The sequence below is a fragment of the Kitasatospora sp. GAS1066B genome, assembly GCF_041262605.1.
Taxonomy (GTDB): Bacteria; Actinomycetota; Actinomycetes; order Streptomycetales; family Streptomycetaceae; genus Kitasatospora.
In genome coordinates, this window is record NZ_JBGCCO010000005.1 from 231,307 (window position 1) to 255,205 (window position 23,899).

Below are 23,899 nucleotides of genomic sequence, written 5' to 3' on the forward strand. Positions count from 1 at the left end.
CCACCCGTCATGAGCCTGATGGACATCGGCACCGTCTTCATAGTCATGGCCCTGCTGGCCGTCCTCCTCAAGTTGCTGCAACGCTGGATCCCGCACCACGTCCGGGAGGCGCACAACGACGTCGCGGGGTTCATCTTCGCGGCGGTCGGGGTGATCTACGCCGTGCTGCTCGCCTTCGTGGTGGTCACGGTCTGGAACAACAACGACTCGGCCCGCCGGACCACCTTCCAGGAGGCCGACGCGGTCGCCGGAATCTACTGGATCTCGCGGGAGTTGCCCGCGCCGCTCGGCCCGCAGCTGGAGCAGCAGACCCTCAGCTACGCGCGGACGGTGATGGACACCGAGTGGCCGGAGATGGCCAAGCACGAGAGCAGCCCGCAGGCCACCGAGCTGGTCTACCAGATGCGCACCAGCGTCTTCTCGATCAACCCCAACGGCGCCCAGCAGCAGGTCCTCTACGAGCACGCGGTGACCCACCTGGAGGACCTCGCCTCGGAGCGCCGGGCCCGGCTGAACGAGGTGGACGACGAGGTCCCGGCGCTGCTCTGGGTGGCACTGATCGCGGGCGGGGTGCTCACCGTCGGCTTCACCTTCCTCTTCGGGCTGCCGAACACCCTGGCGCACTCGCTGATGGTGCTCTCGCTCGGTGGGCTGGTGGTGATCTCGCTGCTGGTGATCAAGGAGATGAACTTCCCGTTCACCGGGGTCACCGCGATCAAGCCGACCGCCTTCGAAGTCTTCCTGGAGCGGCTGCCTCCGCCGCGCTGAGCCCGAGCAGCACGGCGGTGGGGGGGGGGGGGGGGCGGCCCCCCCCCCCCGCCCCCCCGCCCGGGGGGGGGGGGGGGGGGCGCCCCCCCCGCGCCGCCCGCCTCCGACGGCTCCGGGGAGCGGCGGCCCCCGCCGCGCTGCGCCCGCGCAGCCCGGGGGTTGGGGGAAGTCGGCCCGGCCGACTCCCCGCAACCGCCGTCATGTCAGGGCTGTCAGGGCTCCCCGTCCAGGATCCGCAGTTCCTTCGCCGAGTCGATGCCGAGCGGCTCGGTGCCCTGGAGGTACGGCTGGTCGCGGGGCCCGCGCTGCTGGATCCAGGCCCAGGTGTCGCGCACCGTCTCGGCCAGCGGGCGGCAGCGCAGGCCGGCCGCCCGCGCCTTGCGGCTGTCCGCCTGCCAGATCCCGATCGGTCGGCCGTCCTCGTCGAACTCAGCTTCCCAGAGCGGAAGTTCGCTCCAGCTCTCGATGTCGGCCGCGCGCAGCCGGTCGTCGGCCACCCAGCTCAGCTCGGCGTCGGAGCCGGTCGCGGCCACGCACTCGGCCAGTAGCTCGCCGTACGTGCTCGACCCCGGCAGCGCGGTGGTCACGTAACGTCCGCTCGCGCCCCGCTCGGCCAGGTCGAGGCCGAAGACGGCGAAGTCGCGGGCGTCGATCAGCTGGATCGGCAGCCCGGGCCGGCCCGGAGCGAGCACCCGGCCGCCGCGGGCGATCCGCTCCAGCCACCAGGGCAGCCGTCCGATGTTCTCGTAAGGCCCGATCAGCAGGCCGCAGTTGAGCACGATCGAGCGCTCGCCGAACTGCTCGGTCACCGCCCGCTCGCAGCCCGCCTTGAGCGCGTTGCCGAACGGCAGGCCGGGCGGCGAGTCGGCCGGGCACGCGTGCAGTGGCGAGTCCTCGTCGACCGGCGCGGCGGGCCAGTCGGCGAAGGCGTGCACGGAGGAGACGAAGAGGTAGCGCCCGGCGTGCTCGCGCAGCGCCCGGGCCGAGCGCGCCACGCTGTGCGGCTGCTGGCCGCTGGTGTCGATCACCAGGTCCCAGGCCCGCTCCGGGCCCGGCGCCAGGGCGACCAGCGCGGCCAGGTCCTGGTCGCTGTCGCGGTCGCCGCGGACCGCCTCGGCGCCCGGCAGATCGGGGCCGGACCGGCCGCGGTTGAAGGTGGTCACCTGGTGGCCCCTGGCCAGGGCCTCGGTGACGAAAGCACGGCCGAGGAAGACCGACCCGCCGAGCATCAGGATTCGCATGCCGCTGATCCTGCCCACCCGGGGCCGATCCGGAGCGGGGCGTTCGCCTACGGCGGATCCGCCGAGAGCGGATCGTCCAAGGCCGGCTGACAGTCCGTCATGACGTTCCGCGCAGGCCTTGTGTATCGCTTCGGCCACATCCTCATTGCTTTCTCATCGGCCGGTGCAACAAGTTCCGCCTCGGGGGAGTCATAGGAATCACTGGGCGTTTCCGGGGGTTCAGCGTGCGGGCGACGAGGGCGAGGAGTGGGACGTGGCGGAGGTCGGAGCGGGGCTGGGGATCGGGCTGGGCGCGTTGCCGGAGGGGCTCGGCGAGGGCGTGGGCGCGGCGCTCGGCGAGTTGCTCGGGCGGGCGGACGAGCTCGGTGTGACCGACGGGCCCGACGTCGGGTTCGCGCTCGGGCTCTCGCTGTTGCTCGGCGCGCTGCTCGCGCTGCTGCCCGCGGTGGGCGTCACCGAGGGGCTGGGGCTGGCCACCCCGCTGGGGTTCGCGCTGGCGCTGGGGGCCGAGGTGGGGGAGGAGGCCGACGGACTGGAAGTGGGCGAGGGCGCCCCGCCGCTGTCGCCGGCCAGCGTGACCACGGCCTCGGACGGCGGCAGCGCGATCGTGGCCGTCCAGTGACCGCTCGGCGCGCGCTGCTCGTCGACGGTGACCGTCACGGTGATCCGCTGGCCGGGCGCCAGGGTGCCCGCGTCACGGCTCAGGCGTAGCCAGTCGCAGTCGGGCACGGCCCGCCAGTCGAGCGGCACGTCGCCGCTGTTGGTGAGGGTGAGCACGGTACGGCTGCCGTAGGCGCCGGCCTCGACGGTGAGCTGCGCGACCGGTCCGGTGGACGAACTGGGGACCGGGACGCTGTGCAGGCCCGGGTCGCTGAGCGCCACGGCGCCCGCGGCGGGGACCGGGACGGCGACGCCCCGCACGTTCGGCAGCAACGTTTCTGCACCCGTCGCAGCAGCACCAGCAGCTGGCACGGCCGGTCGCACGACCGCGGCGGCCAGCGCGCTGACCGGCGGCCGGCCGCCACCCGGGGTCGGCGCCGGCGCGGCGGAGACGCTCGGCGGCGCCCCCAGGCTCGGGTCAGGCGTCCCGTCCGACACCCGGACCGAGGAGACCGCAGCCGTGGTGGCCGTGGCGGACCCGTCCCGGTGCGACAGCCAGAGCGCGGCCAGCGGCGCGCTGAGCACGGCGGCCAGCACCCCGGTGGTGAGCGCCCGCTGGCGGACCAGGACGGCACGCTCGTGCAGATCGCCGCCCGGGCGATGGCGTTCCAGCAGGCCGGGCGCCCGGTGCCGGGGGAAGCCGCGCTCGTCGAACCGCGCGGCGCGGGCGTGCCGAGCGGGACGGCCGGCGCGCGGCGGGCTCGGAACGTCGACCGGGCCGACTTCCGGCGTCAAAGGCGAACCTCCGGACGCCGCGCGCTGCACCGGCGCCGCGAGCAGCGGCAGCCCGGCCGGGCCGCCGCCCACCGCGCCGAGCGTCGCGCCGACCCGCTCCGCGGTGCCCCGGCAGGTCGGGCAGCTGACCAGATGCCCCACCAGCTCGCGGCGCAGCGCCGGGCCGAGCACCCAGGAGCGCCAGTGGTCCGCGCCCGCGCCGCCGAGCCGGCCCAGCTCGGGGCAGCTGCCGACGCCGAGCACCAGCAGCGCCAGCCTGGTCCGCTCCACCTCGGCGCGGCCGTCCGCGAGCAGCTGCTGGGCGGCCTGCGCGTCGATCCCGAGCACCGCCGCCACCTCCAGCGGGGTGAGCCGGTGACGCAACGCCAGTTCCAGCGCCTCACGTTGCTCGGCGGTGGTGCCGGCCGCCTCCGGCCAGGCCAGCTCGCCCAGCCGCGCCGGGTCACCGCCGCCCGCCGCCGGCGCGGCAGCCGCGCCCTCGGCTGAAGCATCAGCCGAAGCGTCGGCCGCGGCGCCAGCCGTGGTGTCGGCCGTGGTGTCGGCCAGGGCGTCACCGGCGGCGGCCAGCCGCCGGACGCAGGCGTACCGCGCCAGCGAGTACAGCCAGGCCCGGTACAGCCCGGGGTCGGCCAGCCGGTCCGCGCTGGCGAGGGCCAGGTGCCGGGCCTCGTCCAGCGCGGCGAGCGCGGCCCGCCGGTCGCAGAGGACCGAGAGGCAGTAGGTGTACAGGCCGTCCAGCAGCTGGTCGAACGCCGCGGTGGGGTCCAGACGGGGGTTCATCCTCCCGACGGTAGGGATCCGGCGCCCGGCGACCCTGAAAGTCGGGCCGTTTGTCCTTCTTTCGGGTAACAGCACCACACAGCGGCTGACAACTCGTTGTCGGTCCCACCCGCTACCGTGGCCCCCATGGCAGCCCGCACCGCGAAGACCACCGCCAAGCCCCGTCCGGCCTACCGCTGCACGGAGTGCGGCAACCAGCTGCCCAAATGGGTCGGCCGATGCCCCGAGTGCAACGCCTGGGGCACGGTGGAGGAGTACGGCGCCGTGCCGATCCGCACCACCGCCGCCGGCCCGGTCAGCGCCCCGGCCCGCCCGATCGGCCAGGTCGACGGCCAGGTCGCCACCGCCCGCTCCACCGGCGTGCCGGAGCTGGACCGGGTGCTCGGCGGCGGCCTGGTCCCGGGCGCCGTGGTGCTGCTGGCCGGTGAGCCCGGCGTCGGCAAGTCCACCCTGCTGCTGGACGTCGCCGCCAAGGCCGCCACCTCCCAGCACCGCACCCTCTACGTCACCGGTGAGGAGTCGGCGGGCCAGGTCCGGCTGCGCGCCGACCGGATCGACGCGCTCTCCGACCACCTCTACCTCGCCGCCGAGCAGGACCTGGGCGCGGTGCTCGGCCACATCGACCAGGTCAACCCCGGCCTGCTGATCCTCGATTCGGTCCAGACCATCGCCTCCGCCGAGCTGGACGGCGCCCCCGGCGGCCCGGCCCAGGTGCGCGAGGTGGCCGGGGCGCTGATCCGCGCCTCCAAGGACCGCGGCATGGCCACCCTGCTGGTCGGCCACGTCACCAAGGACGGCCAGATCGCCGGCCCCCGCCTGCTGGAGCACCTGGTCGACGTGGTGCTCTCCTTCGAGGGCGACCGCCACGCCCGGCTGCGGATCATCCGGGGTGTCAAGAACCGCTACGGCGCCACCGACGAGGTCGGCTGCTTCGAGCTGCACGACGAGGGCATCGTCGGTCTGGCCGACCCCTCCGGCCTCTTCCTGACCCGCCGTGACAAGCCGGTTCCCGGCACCTGCCTGACGGTGACCCTGGAGGGCAAGCGCCCGCTGGTCGCCGAGGTGCAGGCGCTGATGGTGGACTCCCAGATCCCCTCGCCGCGCCGGACCACCTCGGGCCTGGAGTCGCCCCGGATCGCGATGATCCTGGCCGTGGTCGAGCGGCACGGCGGCGTCAAGCTCGGCAAGCAGGACATCTACACCGCCACCGTCGGCGGGGTGAAGCTCAGCGAGCCGTCCGCCGACCTGGCCGTGGCGCTGGCGGTGGCCAGCTCCTCCACCGACACGCCGCTGCCCAGCAACCTGGTCGCGATCGGCGAGGTGGGCCTGGCCGGTGAGGTCCGCCGGGTGACCGGCGTGCAGCGCCGGCTCGCCGAGGCGCACCGGCTCGGCTTCACCCACGCGCTGGTCCCGCCGGACCCGGGCAAGGTGCCGCCGGGCATGAAGGTGGTCGAGGTGGCGGACATCGGCGAGGCGCTGCAGGCGATCCCCGGCCGTCGCCGGGCCGCCGCCAAGCCCCGCACGGAGCAGCGCCCGCAGGCCGTCGGCGCCCCGCTGGTGCCGCCGCCGGCCGCCTGGCCCGAGGAGGTGATGGCGGGCTGGGAACCGGTCGATTCGGACGAACTGGGCTGACCGAGGCTCCGTCAGCGCGCCCGCACCGTAGACTTTGCCCTGTCCAGCACCAGAACGGGCAGTAGCCAACGAGGGACCGGGGCCACCGGGTGGCGCGAACCGGCCGGCCTAAGGAGTCACGTGGCAGCGAGCGACCGGGCGGAGAAGTCCCCCCGCGAAGAGGCCCTGCTGCGCTCCTCGCTGTTGGCGATCGCGCCCGGCACGCCGCTGCGCGACGGCCTGGAGCGGGTGTTGCGGGCCAACACCGGCGGCCTGATCGTGCTCGGCTTCGACAAGACGGTCGAGTCGGTCTGCACCGGCGGTTTCGTGCTGGACGTCGAGTTCACCGCGACCCGGCTGCGCGAGCTGTGCAAGCTGGACGGCGCGGTGGTGCTCGACAAGGACATCACCAAGATCGTCCGGGCCGGGGTGCACCTGATGCCGGACGCCGCGATCCCCACCGACGAGACCGGCACCCGCCACCGCACCGCCGAGCGGGTCAACAAGCAGACCGGCTTCCCGGTGGTCGCCGTCTCGCACTCGATGCGGCTGATCGCGATGTACGTCAACGGCACCCGCCGGGTCCTGGAGGACTCGACCACGGTGCTCTCCCGGGCCAACCAGGCGCTGGCCACCCTGGAGCGCTACAAGCTGCGGCTGGACGAGGTGGCCGGCACGCTCTCCGCGCTGGAGATCGAGGACCTGGTCACGGTCCGGGACGTCACGGCGGTGGCCCAGCGGCTGGAGATGGTCCGGCTGATCGCGGCCGAGATCGCCGGGTACGTGCTGGAGCTCGGCATCGACGGGCGACTGCTCTCGCTCCAGCTGGACGAGCTGATCGCGGGCGTGGAGCCGGAGCGCGAGCTGGTCGCCCGGGACTACTTCCCCGAGCGGGCCGCCAAGCGCGGGCGCACCGTCCCCGAGGTGCTGGCCGACCTGGAGGCGCTCACCCACGCCGAGCTGCTCGACCTGCAGACGGTGGCCAAGGCGATCGGCTACTCCGGCTCGCCCGAGTCGCTGGACTCCGCGGTCTCGCCGCGCGGCTACCGGCTGCTGGCGAAGATCCCCCGGCTGCCGAACACCGTCATCGAGCGGCTGGTCGAGCACTTCGGCGGGCTGCAGAAGCTGCTCGCGGCCAGCATCGACGACCTGCAGGCCGTCGAGGGCGTCGGCGAGACCCGGGCCCGTTCGGTGCGCGAGGGGCTGTCGCGGCTGGCGGAGTCCTCGATCCTGGAGCGTTACGTCTGAGCTGACACTGTGTCAGCTCAGCGCGTCGGCTCAGCACATCGGCTCGGACGTACGGTCAGCTGTCCAGCCGGGTGGAGACCAGGGCCTTGACCGGGCCGCCGCCGGGGCCGGTCAGCTCGGCCTGCACCGAGTACTTGCCGACCGGTGCCGGCGAGGTGTCGGTCGGCGTCGCGCACTGCGGCTGGCTGTGCGAGCGGTCCCAGACGAAGGTCTCGGTCAGCACGTCGGCAGGGGAGACCTGCACCCACCGGCTCTGCTTGTCGGTCGCGCAGTCGGCCGAGGACCAGAACCGCTCGCCGCTGGCCGAGCTGACCGTGATCGCGGAGGCGGTCTGGCCGAGGTCGACGCGGCAGGTCGCGGTGGAGACGTTGTGGATCTTCAGCTCGAAGGTCGGCTTGTCCTTGGCCTGGTAGGCGTCCTGGGTGCCGGCCAGCTGCAGGGTGAGCTGGGAGGCGGTGCAGGCGGGCAGGGCCAGCACGTCGCCGGTGTTGATCGGCGGGGTGCCGCCGCCGTCACCGCCCGAGCTGCCGCCGCCGGTGGTGCCGCTGCCGCCCGTGGTGCTGCTGCCGCCCGTGGTGCCGCCGCTGCCGCCGCTCGTCGAACCGGGAGTACCAGGAGCACCGCTGCCACTCGTGGCGCCGCTGCTGCCAGAGCCAGAGCCGCCGACCGCAGAGCCGCTCCCGGTGCCGCCGCTGGAGCCGCCGGGGTGCGAGCTGATCGCGGGACCGGTCGGGGTGGCGCCAGGCGTGATCGAGCCGGGGGAGGGCGGCGTGCTGTGGGCCGGCACGGGCTGCGCGGTCTTCTCCTTGCCGCCGTTCCCGCCACCCTGACCCAGCGTCAGCCACCCCATCAGGGCCACCACCACCGCGAGGGCGGCAAGCACAACAACCCGCCGTCGCCAGTAGATCGAGGCGGGCAGCGGTCCGACGGGCTGACGCAGAGAAGGCACGATCAAACTCTACGAGAGCCGGAGCACCGCTCGTTGCACCAACACCGCTCTCGAACCCCGATCTTTCCGATGATCCGGTATTTCCGCCGTTCGAGCGACGATCCGGCGGCCACCCGGCGGCGATCCGGCGCCCGTTCGGCCCCCTCATGGTGTGCGAGGATCGGAGAGCTATGGCAACGACCTCTGTGACCCCCGCCCCGCTGCTGCACGGCATCGTGCTCGACTGGTACCGGGAGAACGCCCGCGACCTGCCCTGGCGGGCGCCCGACGCCTCGCCCTGGGCGGTGATGGTGAGCGAGTTCATGCTCCAGCAGACCCCGGTCAAGCGGGTGTTGCCCGCCTACGCCGCCTGGCTGGAGCGCTGGCCCACCCCCGCCGCGCTGGCCGCCGACGCCCCGGGCGAGGCGGTGCGGATGTGGGGCCGGCTCGGCTACCCGCGCCGCGCCCTGCGGCTGCACGCGGCCGCCGCCGCGATCGTCGAGCGGCACGGCGGCGAGGTGCCCGCGGACCACGCCGAACTGCTCGCGTTGCCCGGCGTCGGCGAGTACACGGCGGCGGCCGTCGCCTCGTTCGCCTTCCGCCAGCGGCACGCGGTGCTGGACACCAACGTCCGCCGGGTCTTCGCCCGCGCGGTGACCGGCGAGGAGTACCCCGCCCAGGCCACCACCGCGGCCGAGCGCCGCACCGCCACCGAACTGCTCCCCGACCACCCGGAGGTGGCCGCCGCCTGGGCGGTGGGAGTGATGGAGCTGGGCGCCCTGGTCTGCACCGCGCGCGGCCCCGAGTGCGGCGACTGCCCGCTGCGCCCGCACTGCGCCTGGGACCGGGCAGGGCGACCGCCGTACCAGGGCCCGGCCCGCCGCGGCCAGAGCTACGAGGGCACCGACCGTCAGGTGCGCGGCAAGCTGCTCGCGGTGCTCCGCGAGGCGCACGGCGAGGTCCCGCGGCAGCGGCTGGACGCCGTGTGGCCCGACGCCGTGCAGCGGTCCCGCGCGCTGGACGGTCTGATCATCGACGGGCTCGTCGAGCCCGTCGGCTCGGAACGTTTCCGCCTTCCGGCGTGAACGACGACGGCGGGTGGGCCCGGGATCCCTCCGGGCCCACCCGCCGTCAGCTTCTCGGGCGGACGTCCGGCGTCAGTGCGCCATCGCCGCCATGTCGCTGCTCTCGGGCTTCTCGGCACCCTGGCCGGCGCCGCGCAGCGGGGTGCCCTTCAGGAAGAGGGCGGCCACGACGGAGACCAGGCTGATCAGCGCGGCCCAGATGAAGACCGAGTGGATGCCGTTGGACACCGCGTGGTGGAACAGGTTCTGCACCGGATCGGGCAGCGCGCGCAGCTTCGCCGGGGTCATCTGGTCGACCCCGCCGCCCGCGCCGGCGCCCGGGGCGCCCTTGAAGGTGTCGGTGATCCGGTTGGTGTAGATCGCGCCGAACAGCGCCACACCGAAGGAGCCGCCGATGGTGCGGAACAGGGTGGCGGTCGAGCTGGCCACGCCCATGTCCTTGAGCTCGACGCTGTTCTGCGAGACCAGCATGGTGATCTGCATCAGGAAGCCCATGCCGGCGCCGAGCACCGCCATGAAGATGCTGGACGTCAGCCGGGTGGTGCCGGTGCCCATGGTGGAGAGCAGCAGCGAGCCGGCGCCCATCACCACGGTGCCGATGATCGGGAAGATCCGGTACTTGCCGGTCTTGGTGACCACCTGACCGACCACCAGCGAGACCACCAGCATGCCGAACATCATCGGCATCAGCAGCAGGCCGGAGTTGGTGGCCGAGGCGTTCTGGACTATCTGCTGGTACTGCGGCAGGAAGGTGACGCCGCCGAACATCTGGAAGCCGACGATGAAGCCGATGATCGAGACCACGGTGAAGTCGCGGTTGCGGAACAGGCTCAGCGGCAGCATCGGCTCCTGGGCCCGCTGCTCGACGTAGCAGAAGCCGATCAGCGCGGCGGCGGCCAGCACGATCAGACCGATGATGTGCTTGGAGCCCCAGGCGTACTGGGTGCCGCCCCAGGTGGTGATGAGCACCAGCGAGACGATGCCGATGGTCAGCAGGGCCGCGCCGGCGTAGTCGATCTTCGCGGTGGAGCGGACCTTGGGCAGGTGCAGCGTGACCCACACCACGGCGAGGGCGACCAGGCCCAGCGGCAGGTTGATGTAGAAGATCCAGTGCCAGCTGAAGTGGTCCGTGATGAAGCCGCCCAGCAGCGGGCCGCCGACCGTGGCGATCGCCATGACGGCGGCGAACATGCCCTGGTACTTGCCGCGCTCGCGGGGCGAGACCAGCGCGCCCATGATCGACATCACGCCGACCATCAGACCGCCGGCGCCCAGGCCCTGAAGGGCGCGGAAGGCGATCATCTCGTTCATGTTCTGCGACAGTCCGGCCAGCGCCGAGCCGATCAGGAAGATCACGATCGAGGTGAGGAAGGTGCCCTTGCGGCCGTAGAGGTCGCCGAGCTTGCCCCAGACCGGGGTGGCCGCCGCGGTGGCCAGGGTGTACGAGGTGACCACCCAGGACAGGTGGTTGGCCCCGTGCAGGTCACCGACGATGGTGGGCATCGCGGTGCCGACGATCAGGTTGTCGAGCATCGCGAGCATCATGGTGATGACCAGGCCGATCATCACCAGCCTGATCTCCCGGTGCGTACGGGCCGGTCGCTGGTCGCCGGCCTCCCCCGCGACGCCCTCGGGCGGGTTCTCCGCCTTGGCGTCGACCTGCTGCTGTGCCATGGTGCCTCTCCCGAAAGCGCGTTCGGACCGTGGGCCGCGTGGGATTCGCGGTTCACGGCCTCTTGTCGTCGGCTGCGTCCTGTGCTTCGCTCTGCTGCTAGCTGGACTTACTTGCCGACCGGCTAGTTATTGCTCAGCTGGCACGGTAAGGTCTGGATAAGCCAGGCGTCAAGCCGAATTCGGTCACGAGGTTGCGGACGGCCAGAATGTCCGCATGACGTGGGCGGGTGCGACTCGACCACGACGGTCCCTTACCGCAGCTAGCTAGGCAGGCCACGAAGCCATGAGTACGTCGCAGAGCCCCCGCGGTGGCACCCGCGCGCGGATCATCGAGGTCGCGCTGGAGCTCTTCTCGGAACAGGGCTACGAGGGAACCTCGCTGCGGGAGATCGCCGACCGGCTGGGGGTCACCAAGGCGGCGCTGTACTACCACTTCAAGACCAAGGACGACATCGTCCACGGCATCGTGGAGTCGATGGCGGCGCCGATCGACGCGACCATCGCCTGGGGTGAGCTGCACACCTGGTCGCCCGAGGTGCGCGACGAGCTGATCCGCCGGTTCGCGGCGGGCGCGGCCGAGCGGGCCCCGCTGCTGCGGTTCTTCCACGAGAACCAGCCCGCGCTGCGCGACTCGCCGTCCGGGCTCGAGTTCAAGAAGCGGATGGGCAAGCTGGTCAGCCTGGTGCACGGCCCGGGCGCGGGCTTCGAGGACCGGCTGCGCGCCACCATGGCGCTGTTCTCGGTGAATTCGGCGTTCTTCGTGCTCAAGAACGACCTGGAGAACGACCTGAACCAGCCGAACGGCTGCACGCCGGGCGGGCCGGAGTGGACGGCGTCGGTGGAGGCGGCGATGGCGGCCGCGTTGACCGTGGCGCTGGAGAACTCCGCCCGGATCCACGCGCGGTAGCGCCGTGGTCGGGCCGCCGGCCCGACCGTCAGAGGCCCGTGACCCCGTGCGCCCGCAGGTAGGCGACCGGGTCGATCACCGCGCCGTAGGTGTCGGTGGTGCGGATCTCGAAGTGCAGGTGCGGCCCGGTGGCGTTGCCGGTGCTGCCGGCGGCGCCGATCCGCTGACCGGCCGTCACCTGGTCGCCGGCCTCGACGTCCAGCCGCGACAGGTGCGCGTACTGCGCGAAGTGGCCGTCGGAAAGCGCCAGCACCACCTCGTTGCCGTAGGCGCCGGCCCAGCCGGCCGAGACCACGCTGCCGGCGCCGACCGCGACCAGCGGGGTGCCCTCGTTCACCGCGAAGTCCACGCCGGTGTGGTAGCCGGCCGCGTAGCCGGGATCGGGGTGGCCGAAGCCGTTGCTGATCGGCGCGCCCGGCGCGGGGGCCGACCAGTCGGGCCGGGCCGGCGGTGCGGGCGGCGTGGACGGGGTGGGCGGCGCCGGGGGTGCCGGGTGCTCCTGCGGGGCCGCCGCGGCCGCCAGGTTGCCCGCCACCGCGACGGCCTGCTGGGAGGACGCCGCCCCCTGCGGCAGCTGGTACGCGCTCGGGTCGGCCACCTGCACCAGGTTGTCGAACGGCACCCTGCCGTGCGCCACGCCGAACGCGGAGCTGTCGGGCGTGGTCGGGTGCACCGTCTGCGCCACCGCGCTGCCCGGGACCGCCGCCAGCCCCACCCCGAGCAACGCGGCCCCCGCCAGCGCCGAGGAGATCGCCTTGCGCCGGTGCGGCCCGCGGAAGACGGCGTACGGGCCGACCCCGGGCGGCGCGGTGCGGCGCACCGTGGTGGCGGCCGACTCGATGGCGGGCTCGACAGCTTCGACTTCGACAGCTTCGACCTCGACGGGCTCGACTTCGACGGACGATTCGACGGACAACGTGTGCTCGACCTCGCAGCGGTTCGGGGACGGGGGTTCGGGGACAGCGCGGAGCCGGCCCTGGCGGGCGCTCGGCGGGGGACCCTACAGATGTAACCGTCGATGAGGTGGTAGCGAAATCCGATCAGCTACGACGGCGTGTAGTGGAAGGCGTCTCAAATTTTCAGGCGATCGGCGGATTGATCCACTGATCGGATCATCGGCGGGTCTACTATCGGCCCTCGTATCTGCCCTCCCATCGGCTCGCCCTGCTGTGACGAGTGCCACCACCGCTTCTGTCGCGGGCATTCCGCGCACCGCCCGCCTGATGGACCATCGAGGGATGGCCTACGAGTCGAACGGTCGATCGGATTCGGTGTCCAGTGCGGCGGACCGCCGCTTCACCCTCTGGCGGGCCGGCCGGCGGATCCTCTCCGGGTCGCGCCCGGTCACCCTGCACGAACGCCTGGCGGAGCTGGGCGCCGATGCGCGCAGCGCCGTCGGACCGCTGGAGCGGCCCGACTTCTACGGTGACGGCGTGGTCGCCGAACTGGAGGAGCGGGTCGCCGAGCTGCTCGGCAAGCCCGCCGCACTCTTCTTCCCCACCGGCACCATGGCCCAGCAGGTCGCGCTGCGCTGCTGGGCCCGACGCGGCGGCGATCCGGTGGTCGCCACCCATCCGCTGTTCCACCTGGAGACCCACGAGCGCCGCGCCTACCGCCGGCTCACCGGACTGGACGCGGTCTGGCCCACCACCGCGGCGCGGCTGGCGACCGCCGCCGAACTGCGCGGATTCGACGAGCCGTACGGCATCCTGATGCTCGAACTGCCCTTGCGGGCCGCCGGGTTCCTGCTGCCCCGGTGGAGCGAGCTGACCGACCTGGTGGCCGTCGCGCGCGAGCGCGGGGCCGTGGTGCACCTGGACGGCGCCCGGCTCTGGGAGTCCGCCGCGCACTACGGCCGGCCGCTGCCGCAGCTCGCGGCGCTGGGCGACTCGGTCTACGTCTCCTTCTACAAGGCGCTGGGCGGGATCAGCGGCGCCGCGCTGGCGGGCGACCGGGCACTGATCCAGGAGGCCCGCGGCTGGCGCCACCGCTACGGCGGACTGGTCTACCAGCAGTGGCCCGCCGCGCTCTCCGCACTGGCCGCGCTCGACCGCGAACTGCCCAGACTGCCCGACTACCTGACACAGGCTCAACGGCTGGCGGACGGGCTGCGCCCGGCGCTGGCGCGGGTGCCCGGCGGCCGGCTGAACCCCGATCCGCCGCACACCCACCAGTTCCAACTGCTGCTGCCCTACCCGCCCGAACGGCTCACCGAGGCGAACCTGCGCCACGCCGAGCTGAGCGGCGACGCGCTCTTCGGCACCTGGACGGAGTCCAGCCAACCGGGCCTGGCGATGACCGAGGTGACCGCCCTCACGCCGGCCCTCGACTGGAACCCCGCGCAGGTCACGGACTCGTTCACGGATTTCCTCAAACTGGCCGACCCGAGTCGGGGTTGACGCAAACTCGCCCATCGTCAACGCTGATGAGCGATCGGTCGTGGACCGGTCAATCGACGGAGCTCGATCCAGGTGGGGGCGACATGGACGACCGGTTCGCGGACATCGAACTCGCGGAGGCGATCGAGGCCATCCGTCGCCAGCTCGTGGCGGCGGCCGAACGCGCGGCCGGCGAGCGGTTCCAGTTCGAGGTCGGCCCGGTGGAGCTGGAGTTCTCCGTCGAGCTGCGCCGCGACGTGACGGCCAAGGGCGGCGTCAAGGCCTGGGTGCTGCACGCCGACGCCGCGGCCGGCGCCGGCCGCACCCGCAGCCACAAGATCACCGTCTCGCTCACCCCCAGAGACTCCCAGAGCCCCGACGGCCACGTCCTGGTCGGCAACCCCGACCTGGGCAGCGGTGAGGGCTTTTGAGCCTGACCGCCCAGCGGGTCGCGGCCGTCCGGGCGGCCACGCAGGGCAGCGGGCTGCTGCTCACCGGACGGCTGATCCTCACCGTCGCCCACCTGCTGCCGCCCGCCGCGGCCGCCCCCGTCCGGATCGAGGCCGCCGTCCCGGGCGGCGGGGTGAGCTGGGTGCGCTGCGCGGTGCTCTGGCGCGCGCCCGACGGCAGCTGCGACCTCGCGCTGCTGCTGGCCGCCCGCGACCTGGTCCGCCCCGAACTCGCCGCCGCCTTCAGCCCGTTGCCGTGGGGCCGGATCGAGGGCCTGGAGCCGCTGCCGCTCTGCCACGCGATCGGCTATCCCGCCGCAGGACGCGAGGACGGCGTGGTGCTGCGCAGCCACCAGCTGGTCGGCACGCTGGCCCCCGGCACCGGCATCGGCACCGGGCGGCACACCCTCAGCACCCAGCACCCGCCGCCGGGCCCGGTGGCCGGCGTCGACTCCCCGTGGGCCGGCATGTCGGGCGCGCCGGTGGTCTTCAACGGCCTGCTGCTCGGCCTGGCCACCGCCGACCTGGCGCCCAGCATCTGGCACCACTCCCAGCTCGGCCTGATCCCGCTCGTCCCGCTGCTCGCCACGCCCGGCCTGGCCGAGCTGCTGGCCCGCCACCTGCCCGCGCCGGTCCGGGTGCTCGGCATCTCGGAGGCCGAACGCAGGGACGCCGCCTTCGAGGAGCGCTACGCCCGCAGCATCGGCAAGGAGCACGGCCGGCTGAAGATCTTCGGTCTGCCGCAGTCGCTGCCCTGGGACCTCGGCACCGCCTACCTCAGCCTGCAGGCCGTCCAGCTCACCGACCCCCAGCGCGCCGCCGCCCGCCCCGGCGCCTGGCGTGATCACCGCGGCGACGCCGTGCCCAGCGGGGAGACCCTGCTCGGCCCGCCGGACCGGCGCGGCCGGGTCGAGGGCATGCTCAAGGACCGCCGCCGGGTCCTGCTGCGCGGCCAGGCCGGCTCCGGCAAGACCACCCTGTTGCAGTGGCTCGCCGTCAACGCCGTGGCCGGCACCCTGGTCGGCGAGCTGGCCGAACTCAACTACCGCGTCCCGTTCGTGCTGCGCCTGCGCACCATGTTCCAGCTGCGCAACCTGCAGCCGGTCCCCGCGGAGTTCCTCGCCATGGACCGCAGCCCGGTCGCGGACGGCCAACCGCCCGGCTGGGCCGACCGGCTCTTCGCCACCGGCCGGGCCATCCTGCTGGTCGACGGCCTGGACGAGATCCCGCAGAGCGAACGCGACGAGGCCGGCGAATGGCTGGCCGAACTCCTCGCCTCCCACCCGAACTGCTTCACCCTGGTCACCGTGCGACCCTCCGGCGTAGCCGCGCGCTGGCTCGAACACCTGCGCTTCGAGGAACTGTTGCTCTGCCCGATGGACGAGTGGGACCGCAACCGGTTCATCGACCGCTGGCACCTGGCCGCCCTGGCCGCCGAACGCGCCACCACCGAGGCGACCGCCCCCGAGCAGCTGACCGACACCGAACTCGAAGCACTGGAAGACGAGTTCCGCGCCCGCAAGCACTCCCTGCGGCGCACCCTGGGCCAGTCGCCCGAGCTCGAACTGCTCACCGACAGCCCGCTGCTCTGCGCGATGATCTGCGCCCTGCACAGCGAGTGGGAGGGCGCGCTGCCCCGACGCAAGATGGAACTCTACGAACTCGCCCTGGACATGCTGCTGCTGCGCCGCGACAAGCAGCGCCGGGTGGTCGTCGAGCCGCTCAGCCACCAGTTCGGCCGTGAGGAGCAACTCGCCCCGCTGCAACGGATGGCCCGCTGGCTGGTGCTCAACGGCCAGCACGAGGGCGACCGCAGCGACGCGCTGCGCCAGATCGACTCGGTGCTGCCCAGCCTGCCCGCCGCCCGCTCCGGCATCGACGCCGAACAGATGCTCCGCCACCTGGTCGAGCGCACCGGTCTGCTCACCGAGACCAGCGTGGACACCTTCGAGTTCGTCCACCGCACCTTCCAGGACTACCTGGCCGGACGGGAGTTCGCCCAGGACCGCTCCTTCGGCCTGCTGGTCGACAAGGCCACCGACGAGCACTGGGCCGACGTGATCCGGATGGCCGTCGGCCACTGCCCGCCCCCCGACCGGGCCCGCCTGCTGCACGGACTGCTGGCCGACGCCGACGCCCGCCAGGAGCCGCGCGAGGCACGCTGGTTGCGCCTGATCGCCGCCAGCTGCCTGCCCTACGCCTCGGTGCTGGACGAGGACATCCGCGCCGAGGTGCTGGGCGCGCTGCTGCCGATGCTGCGGCTGTACCCGGTGGAGAACCAGGCCGCCTTCGAACAGCGCGAGTGGCAGGGCCTGTTCGCGATCGGCGAGGAACTGCTGCCGCTGCTCGGCTCGGACACCGACCTGCCGCTCTGGCTGGTCTGCCGGCTGCTCGAACGGATGGGCGGCGAGGAGGCGTTGACCCGTCTGGTCGCCGTCAACGCTCGGATCGCCGCCGAGCAGAGCGACCGTGACGCCCTGACCTCCCGCGAGATGCTGGCCCGCGCCTACCAGGAGGCCGGCGACCTGGGCCAGGCGATCCCGGTGCTGGAACAGTTGGTCACCCTCTCCGAGACGGTCTACGGCGCGGGCCACCCCGACACCTTCGCCCCCCGGCTGCGGCTGGCCGACGCCTACCTGGACTGCGGCCGGCTCAGCGGAGCGCTGGCCCGCTACCAGCAGCTGCTCGCCGACGCCGAGTCGGCCGCCGCCGCGGCCGACCTGCTGCACATCCGGGGTCGGCTGGCCACCGCCTACCTGACGGCCGGCGCCACCGACCGGGCCGTCCCGCTCTTCGAGCAGCTCAAGGCGCAGACCGAGGAACTGCACGGGCCCGAGAGCCGCTCGACCCTGGAGGCCCGTGGCAACCACGCCACCGCGCTGCGCGACAACGGCGCGCTGGCCAAGGCGATCACCGCCTTCGAATGGCTGCTGCCGGACGCCGAACGCATCCTCGGCGAGGACGACCGGACCACCCTGGTCATCCGCACCGACGCCGCCACCGCGCTGGCCGAACTCGGCGACCTCTCCCGCGCCCTGCCCGCCCTCGAGCAGGTCCACGCCGACGCCGTGCGCGCCCTCGGCGAGGACTACCCGACCACCCTCGCGGCCGGTCTGCGGCTGGCCGCCGCCTACCTCACCGCCGACGACCAGTTCCGCGCCGTCCCGCTGCTGGAGGCCATCGACGTCGCCCGCACCCGGGTGTACGGCGAGGCCCACCCCGCCACCTTCGCCGCCCGGCGGCACCTGGCGGTCGCCTACCTGGGCCTCGGCGAGCGCGACTCGGCCTTCGACCTGCTGCACACCACGCTGGAGCAGGCCCAGCGGGCGGTCGGCGACGAGCACCCCGAAACCCTCGCGCTGCGCTACGAGTTGGGCGTCGCCACCCGGCTGACCGGCGACCCGGCGCGCGCGGTGAACCTGCTGCGGGCGGTGCTCAGCGACCGTTGGGCACTGCTCGGCGAGCGCCACCCGGACACGCTGCGCACCCGCCACCAGCTGGCCAAGGCGCACTGGGCGGCCGGCGAGCCGGTGGAGGCGGCCCAACTCGCGGGCCGCACCCTGGCGTTGTGCCTCACCTACCTGAGCGAGGCGCATCCGCTGACGGTGGCGGTACGGGAGAGCCTGAGGGCCGCCGGGTGACGCCACGGCATCCGCCGACCGGCAGAAGTCACCCGCGCGAGTGGCGAAACCTGGTGCCCGCCGCCTCGTTATCCAGCGCATGAAGAAGCGCAGCATGCTCGCCGTCGCCTCCCTCGCCGTCGGCTTCGCGGCCTCGCTCGCGGCGCCGAGCGCGGCCCACGCCGACACCGTGGTCGGCGACGGCACCAGGCCGAACCTGGCGGGCAACAACCCCATCGTCGACTCCCTGCTCGGCAACCACCACGGTCCCGCCGCCGCGGCCCCGAACACCACCACGGCGACCCAGGGCCTGCTCGGCGGCCAGTAAGTGTCAACCCAGGGTTGACGGGCCGCTGCTGTCAACCTACGGTTGACGCATGGCGCACTCCATCCGCCTCGATGACCTCATCGACGGCATCAAGAAGACCAACGACGACGTCCTGGAGCAGCTCTCCAGCGCGGTCATCACCGCCGACCACCTCGGCGACGTGGCCGACCACTTGATCGGCCACTTCGTCGACCAGGCCCGCCGCTCCGGCGCGTCCTGGACCGACATCGGGCGCAGCATGGGGGTAACCCGGCAGGCGGCGCAGAAGCGGTTCGTGCCCAAGGACCCGGGGGAGCCCTCCGACCTCGACCCCAGCCAGGGCTTCGGCCGCTTCACCGACCGCGCCCGCCACGTGGTGATGGCCGCCCAGGAAGAGGCCCGCGCCGCCCACAACGAGGAGATCGGCGTCGGCCACCTGCTCCTCGGCGTGCTGCACGAGCCTGACGGGCTCGGCGCCAAGGCCCTCATCGCCCAGGGCCTCACCCCCGACGCCGTCCGCGCCGCCGTGAGCGCCGCACTGCCCGCCGCGGCTGCCGAGGTGCCCGAGCTCATCCCGTACGACGCGGGCGCCCGCAAGGTGCTGGAGCTGACCTTCCGCGAGGCGATCCGACTGGCCCACAACTACGTCGGCACCGAGCACATCCTGCTCGCGCTGCTCGAATTCGAGCACGGCGAGGGGGTGTTGAGCATCCTCGGCCTCGCCAAGGCGGCGGTGGAGGCCGGCCTGGCGTAGCGCGCGAACCGAGCCGGCGTCAGCTGCGGCCGGGCAGCCATCCGTGCTGGACCGAGCGGACGCCGGCCTCGAACCGGCTCCGGGCGCCCAGGCGCTCCATCAACTCGGTTGCGAGGCGCCGCGCGGTGCGGTGCGAGACCCCGAGCCGTTTGGCGATCGCTTCGTCGGTGAGTCCGTCGGCGAGCAGCCGGATGGCCGTCGCCTCCTGCGGGCTCAGCCCGTTCGTGCCCTTCGGTGCGGCCTCGCCCAGCGGCTGCGCGCCGGCCCAGACGCTCTCGAAGAGCGCGCAGAGCGCGGCGAGGGTGCCGTGGCCGGTGAGGACGACGGCGCCTGCGGCCGCGTCGTCGCCGCTGACGGGGATGATGGCGGTGGTCCGGTCCGCGACGATCATGCGGGTCGGCAGGGCGGGCACGGTGCGGACCTCACCGCCCAGTCCGGCGAGCCAGTTGACGTACTCGACCGTGGCCGGGCTATTGCGAACGCTGTCCAGATAGACGGTTCGCATCCGGATCCCCCGGTCCAGCAGGTCCTGGTCCAGCGGTTTCGCCGCCGCGATGTCCGCTTCGGTATGGCCGCCGCCCGGGGCGAAGGTCATCACCTCCGTGTGGAGCTCCCGCCCGACGGTCACCAGGCGATCACGGATCTGGTCCAGCCCGACCAGTTGCTCGACGCCGGGATGAGCGCTGGCGGGCCGCAGTTCGGCGTATTCCGCGATCAGCTGTGCGGCGGCGGCTCTGGAGGCCTCGATCCGTAGCTGCTGCGCGGCGAGTTCGGCCTGCTGCCTGGCCATCAGGATCTCCATGCCGACATCCGGCGACACGGCCCGCAGCTCGCCCTGCCGCTCGTGGGAGGGCCGCAGCAGCGCCAGCTCGCTCAGGGTGTCCAGCGCCTGCCGTACGGAGTCCTCTGAGACGCCCAGCCGCTGGACCAGCGCGGCCACATCGTCCTGCGGATGCGCCAGCATCGCGCGGTAGACCGCCTCCGAGGCGACATCGAGGCCAAGACTCGCCAGCACGCGCAGATCCCCCATGGTGAACTCGAAAAGATTCCTATGGGTGCGATCGTCGCACATTCACAATTGCGAACCGGGTGCCCGCCCTGGCCTCTTTGGGCCAGGGACCGAAGCGTCCACGTTGATCCCCTATATGCCGGATGGCCGCTTTGGGATGGTCGACGGCATGTACCTCATCCACGCGAAGCTGCGCCCGCCGGCGGTCGGTGTCGACCTTCCTCCCCGGCTGGCCGCCCTGCTCGGTGCCATGACAGTGCCCGAGGACCGCCTTGAGCACATCGCCGTGCACCCCGACGCCGTGCCGTATCCGACGCTGGGCCTCTACCTGATGGCGGACAGCCTGCGAGAGGCGGAGCAGCGCGCGCAGCGACTGGGCCGACGCTGGGTCACGGATGTCTCCCCGTTGCGCGGCTGGCAGCTGGTCAGCGCCGAGGCTCCGCTCGTCGCGCCCTTCTACGACCGGCTGCTGTCCTCTTCCGGCCTCGGTGGACTGATCGGGCCAGGGCCGCTTCCGTCCAGTTGATCTCTCTTCCATGGGCCGTGACCTGCGACGAAGCTAGTACTCGCCAGCAGGGAGCACCGCCCGGCGGGCACCACCGGACGAAGCGTCACCGCGGGACGCGAGACCGGATCACCTCCTAGCCACTCTTCGCAGAACAGGAATCACGACCATGATCCGTATCGCCAAGGCCACCGCGGTCGCCACCATCGCCCTCGCCGCCGCCCTCTCGCTCCCCGCCGTCGCCGGCGCGGCCACCGTGCACCCCGCCGTCACCACCGCGGCCTCGGTGACCCCGGACAACCTGATCTGGGGCTCCTGACCCACCCCGCCGGCCGCACCGCCGACGGCTGCTCCTGCAGGGCAGCCTTCCGTCTCGCCGGCCCGGTTCTCACCCACCGTCGCTTCACTGACTCTGCTCGGAGCCCCGCCATGCCCAAGAACAACCGTAAGAAGTCCGCTGTCGCACTTTCCATCGCTTCGGTAGCGGCACTGGCCACTCAGGCGATGATGACCGGACAGGCCTCTGCCGCGTCGGTCGCCACCTGGGAGAAGGTGGCGCAGTGCGAGAGCACCGGCAACTGGAGCATCAACACCGGGAACGGCTACTACGGCGGCCTGCAGTTCAGCTCCTCCACCTGGGCCGCGTTCGGTGGCACCAAGTACGCCGCGCGGGCCGACCTGGCCACCGAGCAGCAGCAGATCCTGATAGCCGAGAACGTCCTCACCTCCCAGGGCCAGGGCGCGTGGCCGGTCTGCGGCCCGCAGGCGGGACTTGGCGCCGACACGGCCGCCCCGTACCCGTCCACTCCGTCGGCGCCGGCTTCTGGTGCGGGTGCGCTGTCGGCGTCCGCCACGAGCAGCACGGTGCACTTGGAGCTGGTCGGCTCGGATGGTGCCCAGTACAACAACGACGGTGACTACGGGTCAGGGCACTGGTCGACCTGGACCAAGATGGACAGCTCCAACCTCAAGTCGATCACCAGCGCCAGCATCGGCAACGTCGACCACATCTTCGCCGTCGCCGCCGACGGCGCGGTCTACACCCGCGACGCGAACTACAGCACGGGAACGTGGACCAGCTGGACCGCCGTCCCCGGCGGTGCTTCCGGTGCCCAGGCGGTCTCCGCTTCCGCGTCGAACGGTGTGGTGCACCTGAGCCTGATCGGCTCGGACGGAGCGCTGTACGACAACGAGGGCAACTACACCACCGGCACCTGGTCGACCTGGACCAAGACGGACAGCACCAGCCTCAAGTCCATCACCAGCACGACCATCGGCAACGTCAACCACATCTACGCGGTCGCCGCCGACGGCGCGGTCTACAGCCGCGACGTGGACTACAACGCGGGTACGTGGGGCAACTGGACCGCCGTGCCCGGCGGCGCCGCCGGTGCCCAGGCGGTCTCCGCTTCCGCGTCGAACGGTGTGGTGCACCTGAGCCTGATCGGCTCGGACGGAGCGCTGTACGACAACGAGGGCAACTACACGGCCGGTACCTGGTCGACCTGGACCAAGATGGACAGTTCCAGCCTGAAGTCCATCACCAGCACGACCATCGGCAACGTCAACCACATCTACGCGGTCGCCGCCGACGGCGCGGTGTACACCCGCGACGCGGACTACAACGCCGGTACCTGGAACAACTGGACCGCCGTCCCCGGCGGCGCGAGCGCCTGACCCCCAGCTTCGAGAGCGCCTTCGGCGCCCTCCGGGATCGTCACGCCGGTCCCCCTGAGACCACTTACCGCCATGCCGATTGGGAGTACCGCCATGTCCGCTCGTAAGTCCCACCGCGTCCTCAGCGCCGCCCTTGCCATCGCCGCCCTCACCGGCACCCTGCTGCTCGCCGAGACCGGCGCCGCCTCCGCCAGCGTCGGCACCACCATCGTCGGCATCGCAGCCGCGAACCTGGGCAACGGCCCGTCCAGCACCAACAGCGCGGGCGGCACCGGCTATTACACCAGCACCAACGGCGAGTCCTGGTGCGCCGACTTCGCCAAGTGGGTCTGGGCCCAGGACGGCGTCGACGTCACCGGTATCACCGCCGGCGCCGGGAGCTTCGCCACCTACGGCGCGGGGATGCACCAGACTCCGCAGGTCGGTGACGCGGCGATCTTCAACTACAACGGAGCCGGCTACGCCGATCACGTCTCGATCGTCACCTCGGTCAACTCCGACGGCAGCGTCAGCACCATCGGTGGTAACCAGGGCGGTGGCATGGTCACCCGTGGGAGCATCAGCGCGAGCGGCTACTACGGTTCGCAGCGCGTCAGCGGCTACACCAGCCCGGTCGGTGGCCGCGACACCACTCCGTCGACGTCGGCCTCTGGCGCGGGTGCGCTGTCGGCGTCCGCGACGGGCAGCACGGTGCACTTGGAGCTGGTCGGGTCCGATGGTGCCCAGTACAACAACGACGGTGACTACGGGTCAGGGCACTGGTCGACCTGGACCAAGATGGACAGTTCCAACCTGAGGTCGATCACCAGCGCCAGCATCGGCAACGTCGACCACATCTTCGCGGTCGCCGCCGACGGCGCTGTGTACACCCGGGATGCGGACTACAGCGCTGGGACGTGGAGCAACTGGACCGCCGTCCCCGGTGCCGCGTCCGGTGCGAAGGCCATCTCGGCTTCCGCGTCGAACGGTGTGGTGCACCTGAGCCTGATCGGCTCGGACGGTGCGCTGTACGACAACGAGGGCAACTACACCACCGGTGCCTGGTCGACGTGGACCAAGATGGACACCTCCAGCCTCACGTCGATCACCAGTGCCACGATCGGCAACGTCAACCACATCTACGCGATCGCCGCCGACGGCGCGGTCTACAGCCGTGACGTGGACTACAACGCGGGTACCTGGGGCAACTGGACCGCCGTGCCCGGCGGCGCTTCCGGTGGCAAGGCGGTCTCGGCTTCCGCGTCGAACGGTGTGGTGCACCTGAGCCTGATCGGCTCGGACGGCGCGCTGTACGACAACGAGGGCAACTACACCACCGGTGCCTGGTCGACCTGGACCAAGATGGACACCTCCAACCTCAAGTCCATCACCAGCGCCACGATCGGCAACGTCAACCACATCTACGCCGTCGCCGCCGACGGCGCGGTCTACACCCGCGACGCGGACTACAACGCCGGTACCTGGAACAACTGGACCGCCGTCCCCGGCGGCGCAAGCGCCTGACCCCATCAGTCGGTCTCGGCCCCGGCCTCACCTCACGGTGCGGACCGGGGCCGACCGGTT

Annotated in this window: 20 protein-coding genes; 14 read left to right on the forward strand and 6 right to left on the reverse strand. The window is 72.5% G+C overall.

Features of this window, described 5'->3' with window-relative positions; translation table 11 throughout:
- The first annotated feature begins 9 nt into the window (after nucleotides 1-9).
- The gene (locus ABH937_RS07490) at nucleotides 10-768 is read left to right on the forward strand and encodes a DUF4239 domain-containing protein (protein WP_280688216.1); all 759 of its coding nucleotides are present in this window, start codon (nucleotides 10-12) and stop codon (nucleotides 766-768) included.
- Between the two features lie 212 nt (nucleotides 769-980).
- Here ABH937_RS07490 and ABH937_RS07495 read toward each other — a convergent pair whose 3' ends face one another.
- Nucleotides 981-2,009, reverse strand: coding sequence for an NAD-dependent epimerase/dehydratase family protein (locus ABH937_RS07495; protein ID WP_370217636.1), 1,029 nt, complete (start codon nucleotides 2,007-2,009; stop codon nucleotides 981-983).
- Nucleotides 2,010-2,228: 219 nt separating this feature from the next.
- A complete protein-coding gene (locus ABH937_RS07500) occupies nucleotides 2,229-4,184 on the reverse strand; it encodes a sigma-70 family RNA polymerase sigma factor (protein ID WP_370217637.1) in 1,956 nt (651 codons plus the stop codon).
- A gap of 126 nt (nucleotides 4,185-4,310) precedes the next feature.
- On the opposite strand from ABH937_RS07500, the gene radA reads away from it, so the two are divergent.
- Together radA and disA are read left to right on the forward strand one after the other, a co-directional pair.
- Nucleotides 4,311-5,816 carry a DNA repair protein RadA gene (gene radA, locus ABH937_RS07505; protein WP_370217638.1) on the forward strand — a complete coding sequence of 502 codons (1,506 nt, stop codon included), beginning with the start codon at nucleotides 4,311-4,313 and terminating at the stop codon, nucleotides 5,814-5,816.
- Nucleotides 5,817-5,936: 120 nt separating this feature from the next.
- Nucleotides 5,937-7,043 carry a DNA integrity scanning diadenylate cyclase DisA gene (gene disA, locus ABH937_RS07510; RefSeq protein WP_280688209.1) on the forward strand — a complete coding sequence of 369 codons (1,107 nt, stop codon included), beginning with the start codon at nucleotides 5,937-5,939 and terminating at the stop codon, nucleotides 7,041-7,043.
- 55 nt (nucleotides 7,044-7,098) lie between these two features.
- On the opposite strand, the gene ABH937_RS07515 is transcribed toward disA, so the two are convergent.
- On the reverse strand, nucleotides 7,099-7,992 hold the full coding sequence (locus ABH937_RS07515; RefSeq protein ID WP_370217639.1) for a hypothetical protein: 894 nt from the start codon (nucleotides 7,990-7,992) through the stop codon (nucleotides 7,099-7,101).
- A 170-nt stretch (nucleotides 7,993-8,162) separates the two neighbouring features.
- Between ABH937_RS07515 and ABH937_RS07520 the strand changes: the two genes are divergently transcribed.
- Nucleotides 8,163-9,056, forward strand: a complete 894-nt coding sequence (locus ABH937_RS07520; RefSeq protein WP_280688205.1) for an A/G-specific adenine glycosylase — start codon at nucleotides 8,163-8,165, stop codon at nucleotides 9,054-9,056.
- A gap of 72 nt (nucleotides 9,057-9,128) precedes the next feature.
- Here the strand turns inward: ABH937_RS07520 and ABH937_RS07525 are convergent, their stop codons facing one another.
- Nucleotides 9,129-10,730 carry an MDR family MFS transporter gene (locus tag ABH937_RS07525; protein WP_280688203.1) on the reverse strand — a complete coding sequence of 534 codons (1,602 nt, stop codon included), beginning with the start codon at nucleotides 10,728-10,730 and terminating at the stop codon, nucleotides 9,129-9,131.
- 283 nt (nucleotides 10,731-11,013) lie between these two features.
- On the opposite strand from ABH937_RS07525, the gene ABH937_RS07530 reads away from it, so the two are divergent.
- Complete coding sequence (locus ABH937_RS07530; RefSeq protein WP_280688201.1) at nucleotides 11,014-11,637, forward strand: TetR/AcrR family transcriptional regulator; 624 nt, start codon at nucleotides 11,014-11,016, stop codon at nucleotides 11,635-11,637.
- Between the two features lie 28 nt (nucleotides 11,638-11,665).
- Here the strand turns inward: ABH937_RS07530 and ABH937_RS07535 are convergent, their stop codons facing one another.
- Nucleotides 11,666-12,553, reverse strand: a complete 888-nt coding sequence (locus ABH937_RS07535) for a M23 family metallopeptidase (protein ID WP_370217640.1) — start codon at nucleotides 12,551-12,553, stop codon at nucleotides 11,666-11,668.
- A 322-nt stretch (nucleotides 12,554-12,875) separates the two neighbouring features.
- Between ABH937_RS07535 and ABH937_RS07540 the strand changes: the two genes are divergently transcribed.
- From ABH937_RS07540 to ABH937_RS07560, 5 genes are all read left to right on the forward strand, one after another.
- Nucleotides 12,876-14,036 (forward strand): low specificity L-threonine aldolase, encoded by a 1,161-nt coding sequence (locus tag ABH937_RS07540; RefSeq protein ID WP_370217641.1) that lies wholly within the window; start codon nucleotides 12,876-12,878, stop codon nucleotides 14,034-14,036.
- 83 nt (nucleotides 14,037-14,119) lie between these two features.
- Nucleotides 14,120-14,446 carry a trypco2 family protein gene (locus ABH937_RS07545; protein WP_280688198.1) on the forward strand — a complete coding sequence of 109 codons (327 nt, stop codon included), beginning with the start codon at nucleotides 14,120-14,122 and terminating at the stop codon, nucleotides 14,444-14,446.
- Nucleotides 14,443-18,105: a tetratricopeptide repeat protein gene (locus ABH937_RS07550; RefSeq protein ID WP_370217643.1), complete on the forward strand. Its 3,663-nt coding sequence runs from the start codon at nucleotides 14,443-14,445 to the stop codon at nucleotides 18,103-18,105. Before ABH937_RS07545 ends, ABH937_RS07550 begins: the two co-directional genes overlap by 4 nt.
- Before the next feature lie 79 nt (nucleotides 18,106-18,184).
- On the forward strand, nucleotides 18,185-18,412 hold the full coding sequence (locus tag ABH937_RS07555; protein WP_280688195.1) for a hypothetical protein: 228 nt from the start codon (nucleotides 18,185-18,187) through the stop codon (nucleotides 18,410-18,412).
- Between the two features lie 49 nt (nucleotides 18,413-18,461).
- The gene (locus ABH937_RS07560) at nucleotides 18,462-19,145 is read left to right on the forward strand and encodes a Clp protease N-terminal domain-containing protein (RefSeq protein ID WP_370217645.1); all 684 of its coding nucleotides are present in this window, start codon (nucleotides 18,462-18,464) and stop codon (nucleotides 19,143-19,145) included.
- Between the two features lie 19 nt (nucleotides 19,146-19,164).
- Here ABH937_RS07560 and ABH937_RS07565 read toward each other — a convergent pair whose 3' ends face one another.
- A complete protein-coding gene (locus ABH937_RS07565; RefSeq protein ID WP_370217646.1) occupies nucleotides 19,165-20,160 on the reverse strand; it encodes a LuxR C-terminal-related transcriptional regulator in 996 nt (331 codons plus the stop codon).
- Nucleotides 20,161-20,323: 163 nt separating this feature from the next.
- On the opposite strand from ABH937_RS07565, the gene ABH937_RS07570 reads away from it, so the two are divergent.
- The 4 genes from ABH937_RS07570 (at nucleotide 20,324) to ABH937_RS07585 (ending at nucleotide 23,839) form a co-directional block, all read left to right on the forward strand.
- Entirely contained in the window at nucleotides 20,324-20,680 is a 357-nt protein-coding gene (locus tag ABH937_RS07570; RefSeq protein WP_370217648.1) for a hypothetical protein, read from the forward strand.
- Nucleotides 20,681-20,828: 148 nt separating this feature from the next.
- Complete coding sequence (locus ABH937_RS07575) at nucleotides 20,829-20,978, forward strand: hypothetical protein (protein ID WP_280688188.1); 150 nt, start codon at nucleotides 20,829-20,831, stop codon at nucleotides 20,976-20,978.
- Between the two features lie 110 nt (nucleotides 20,979-21,088).
- Nucleotides 21,089-22,336 (forward strand): transglycosylase family protein, encoded by a 1,248-nt coding sequence (locus ABH937_RS07580; RefSeq protein WP_280688186.1) that lies wholly within the window; start codon nucleotides 21,089-21,091, stop codon nucleotides 22,334-22,336.
- Nucleotides 22,337-22,429: 93 nt separating this feature from the next.
- A complete protein-coding gene (locus ABH937_RS07585) occupies nucleotides 22,430-23,839 on the forward strand; it encodes a CHAP domain-containing protein (RefSeq protein ID WP_280688184.1) in 1,410 nt (469 codons plus the stop codon).
- Nucleotides 23,840-23,899: the final 60 nt, after the last annotated feature.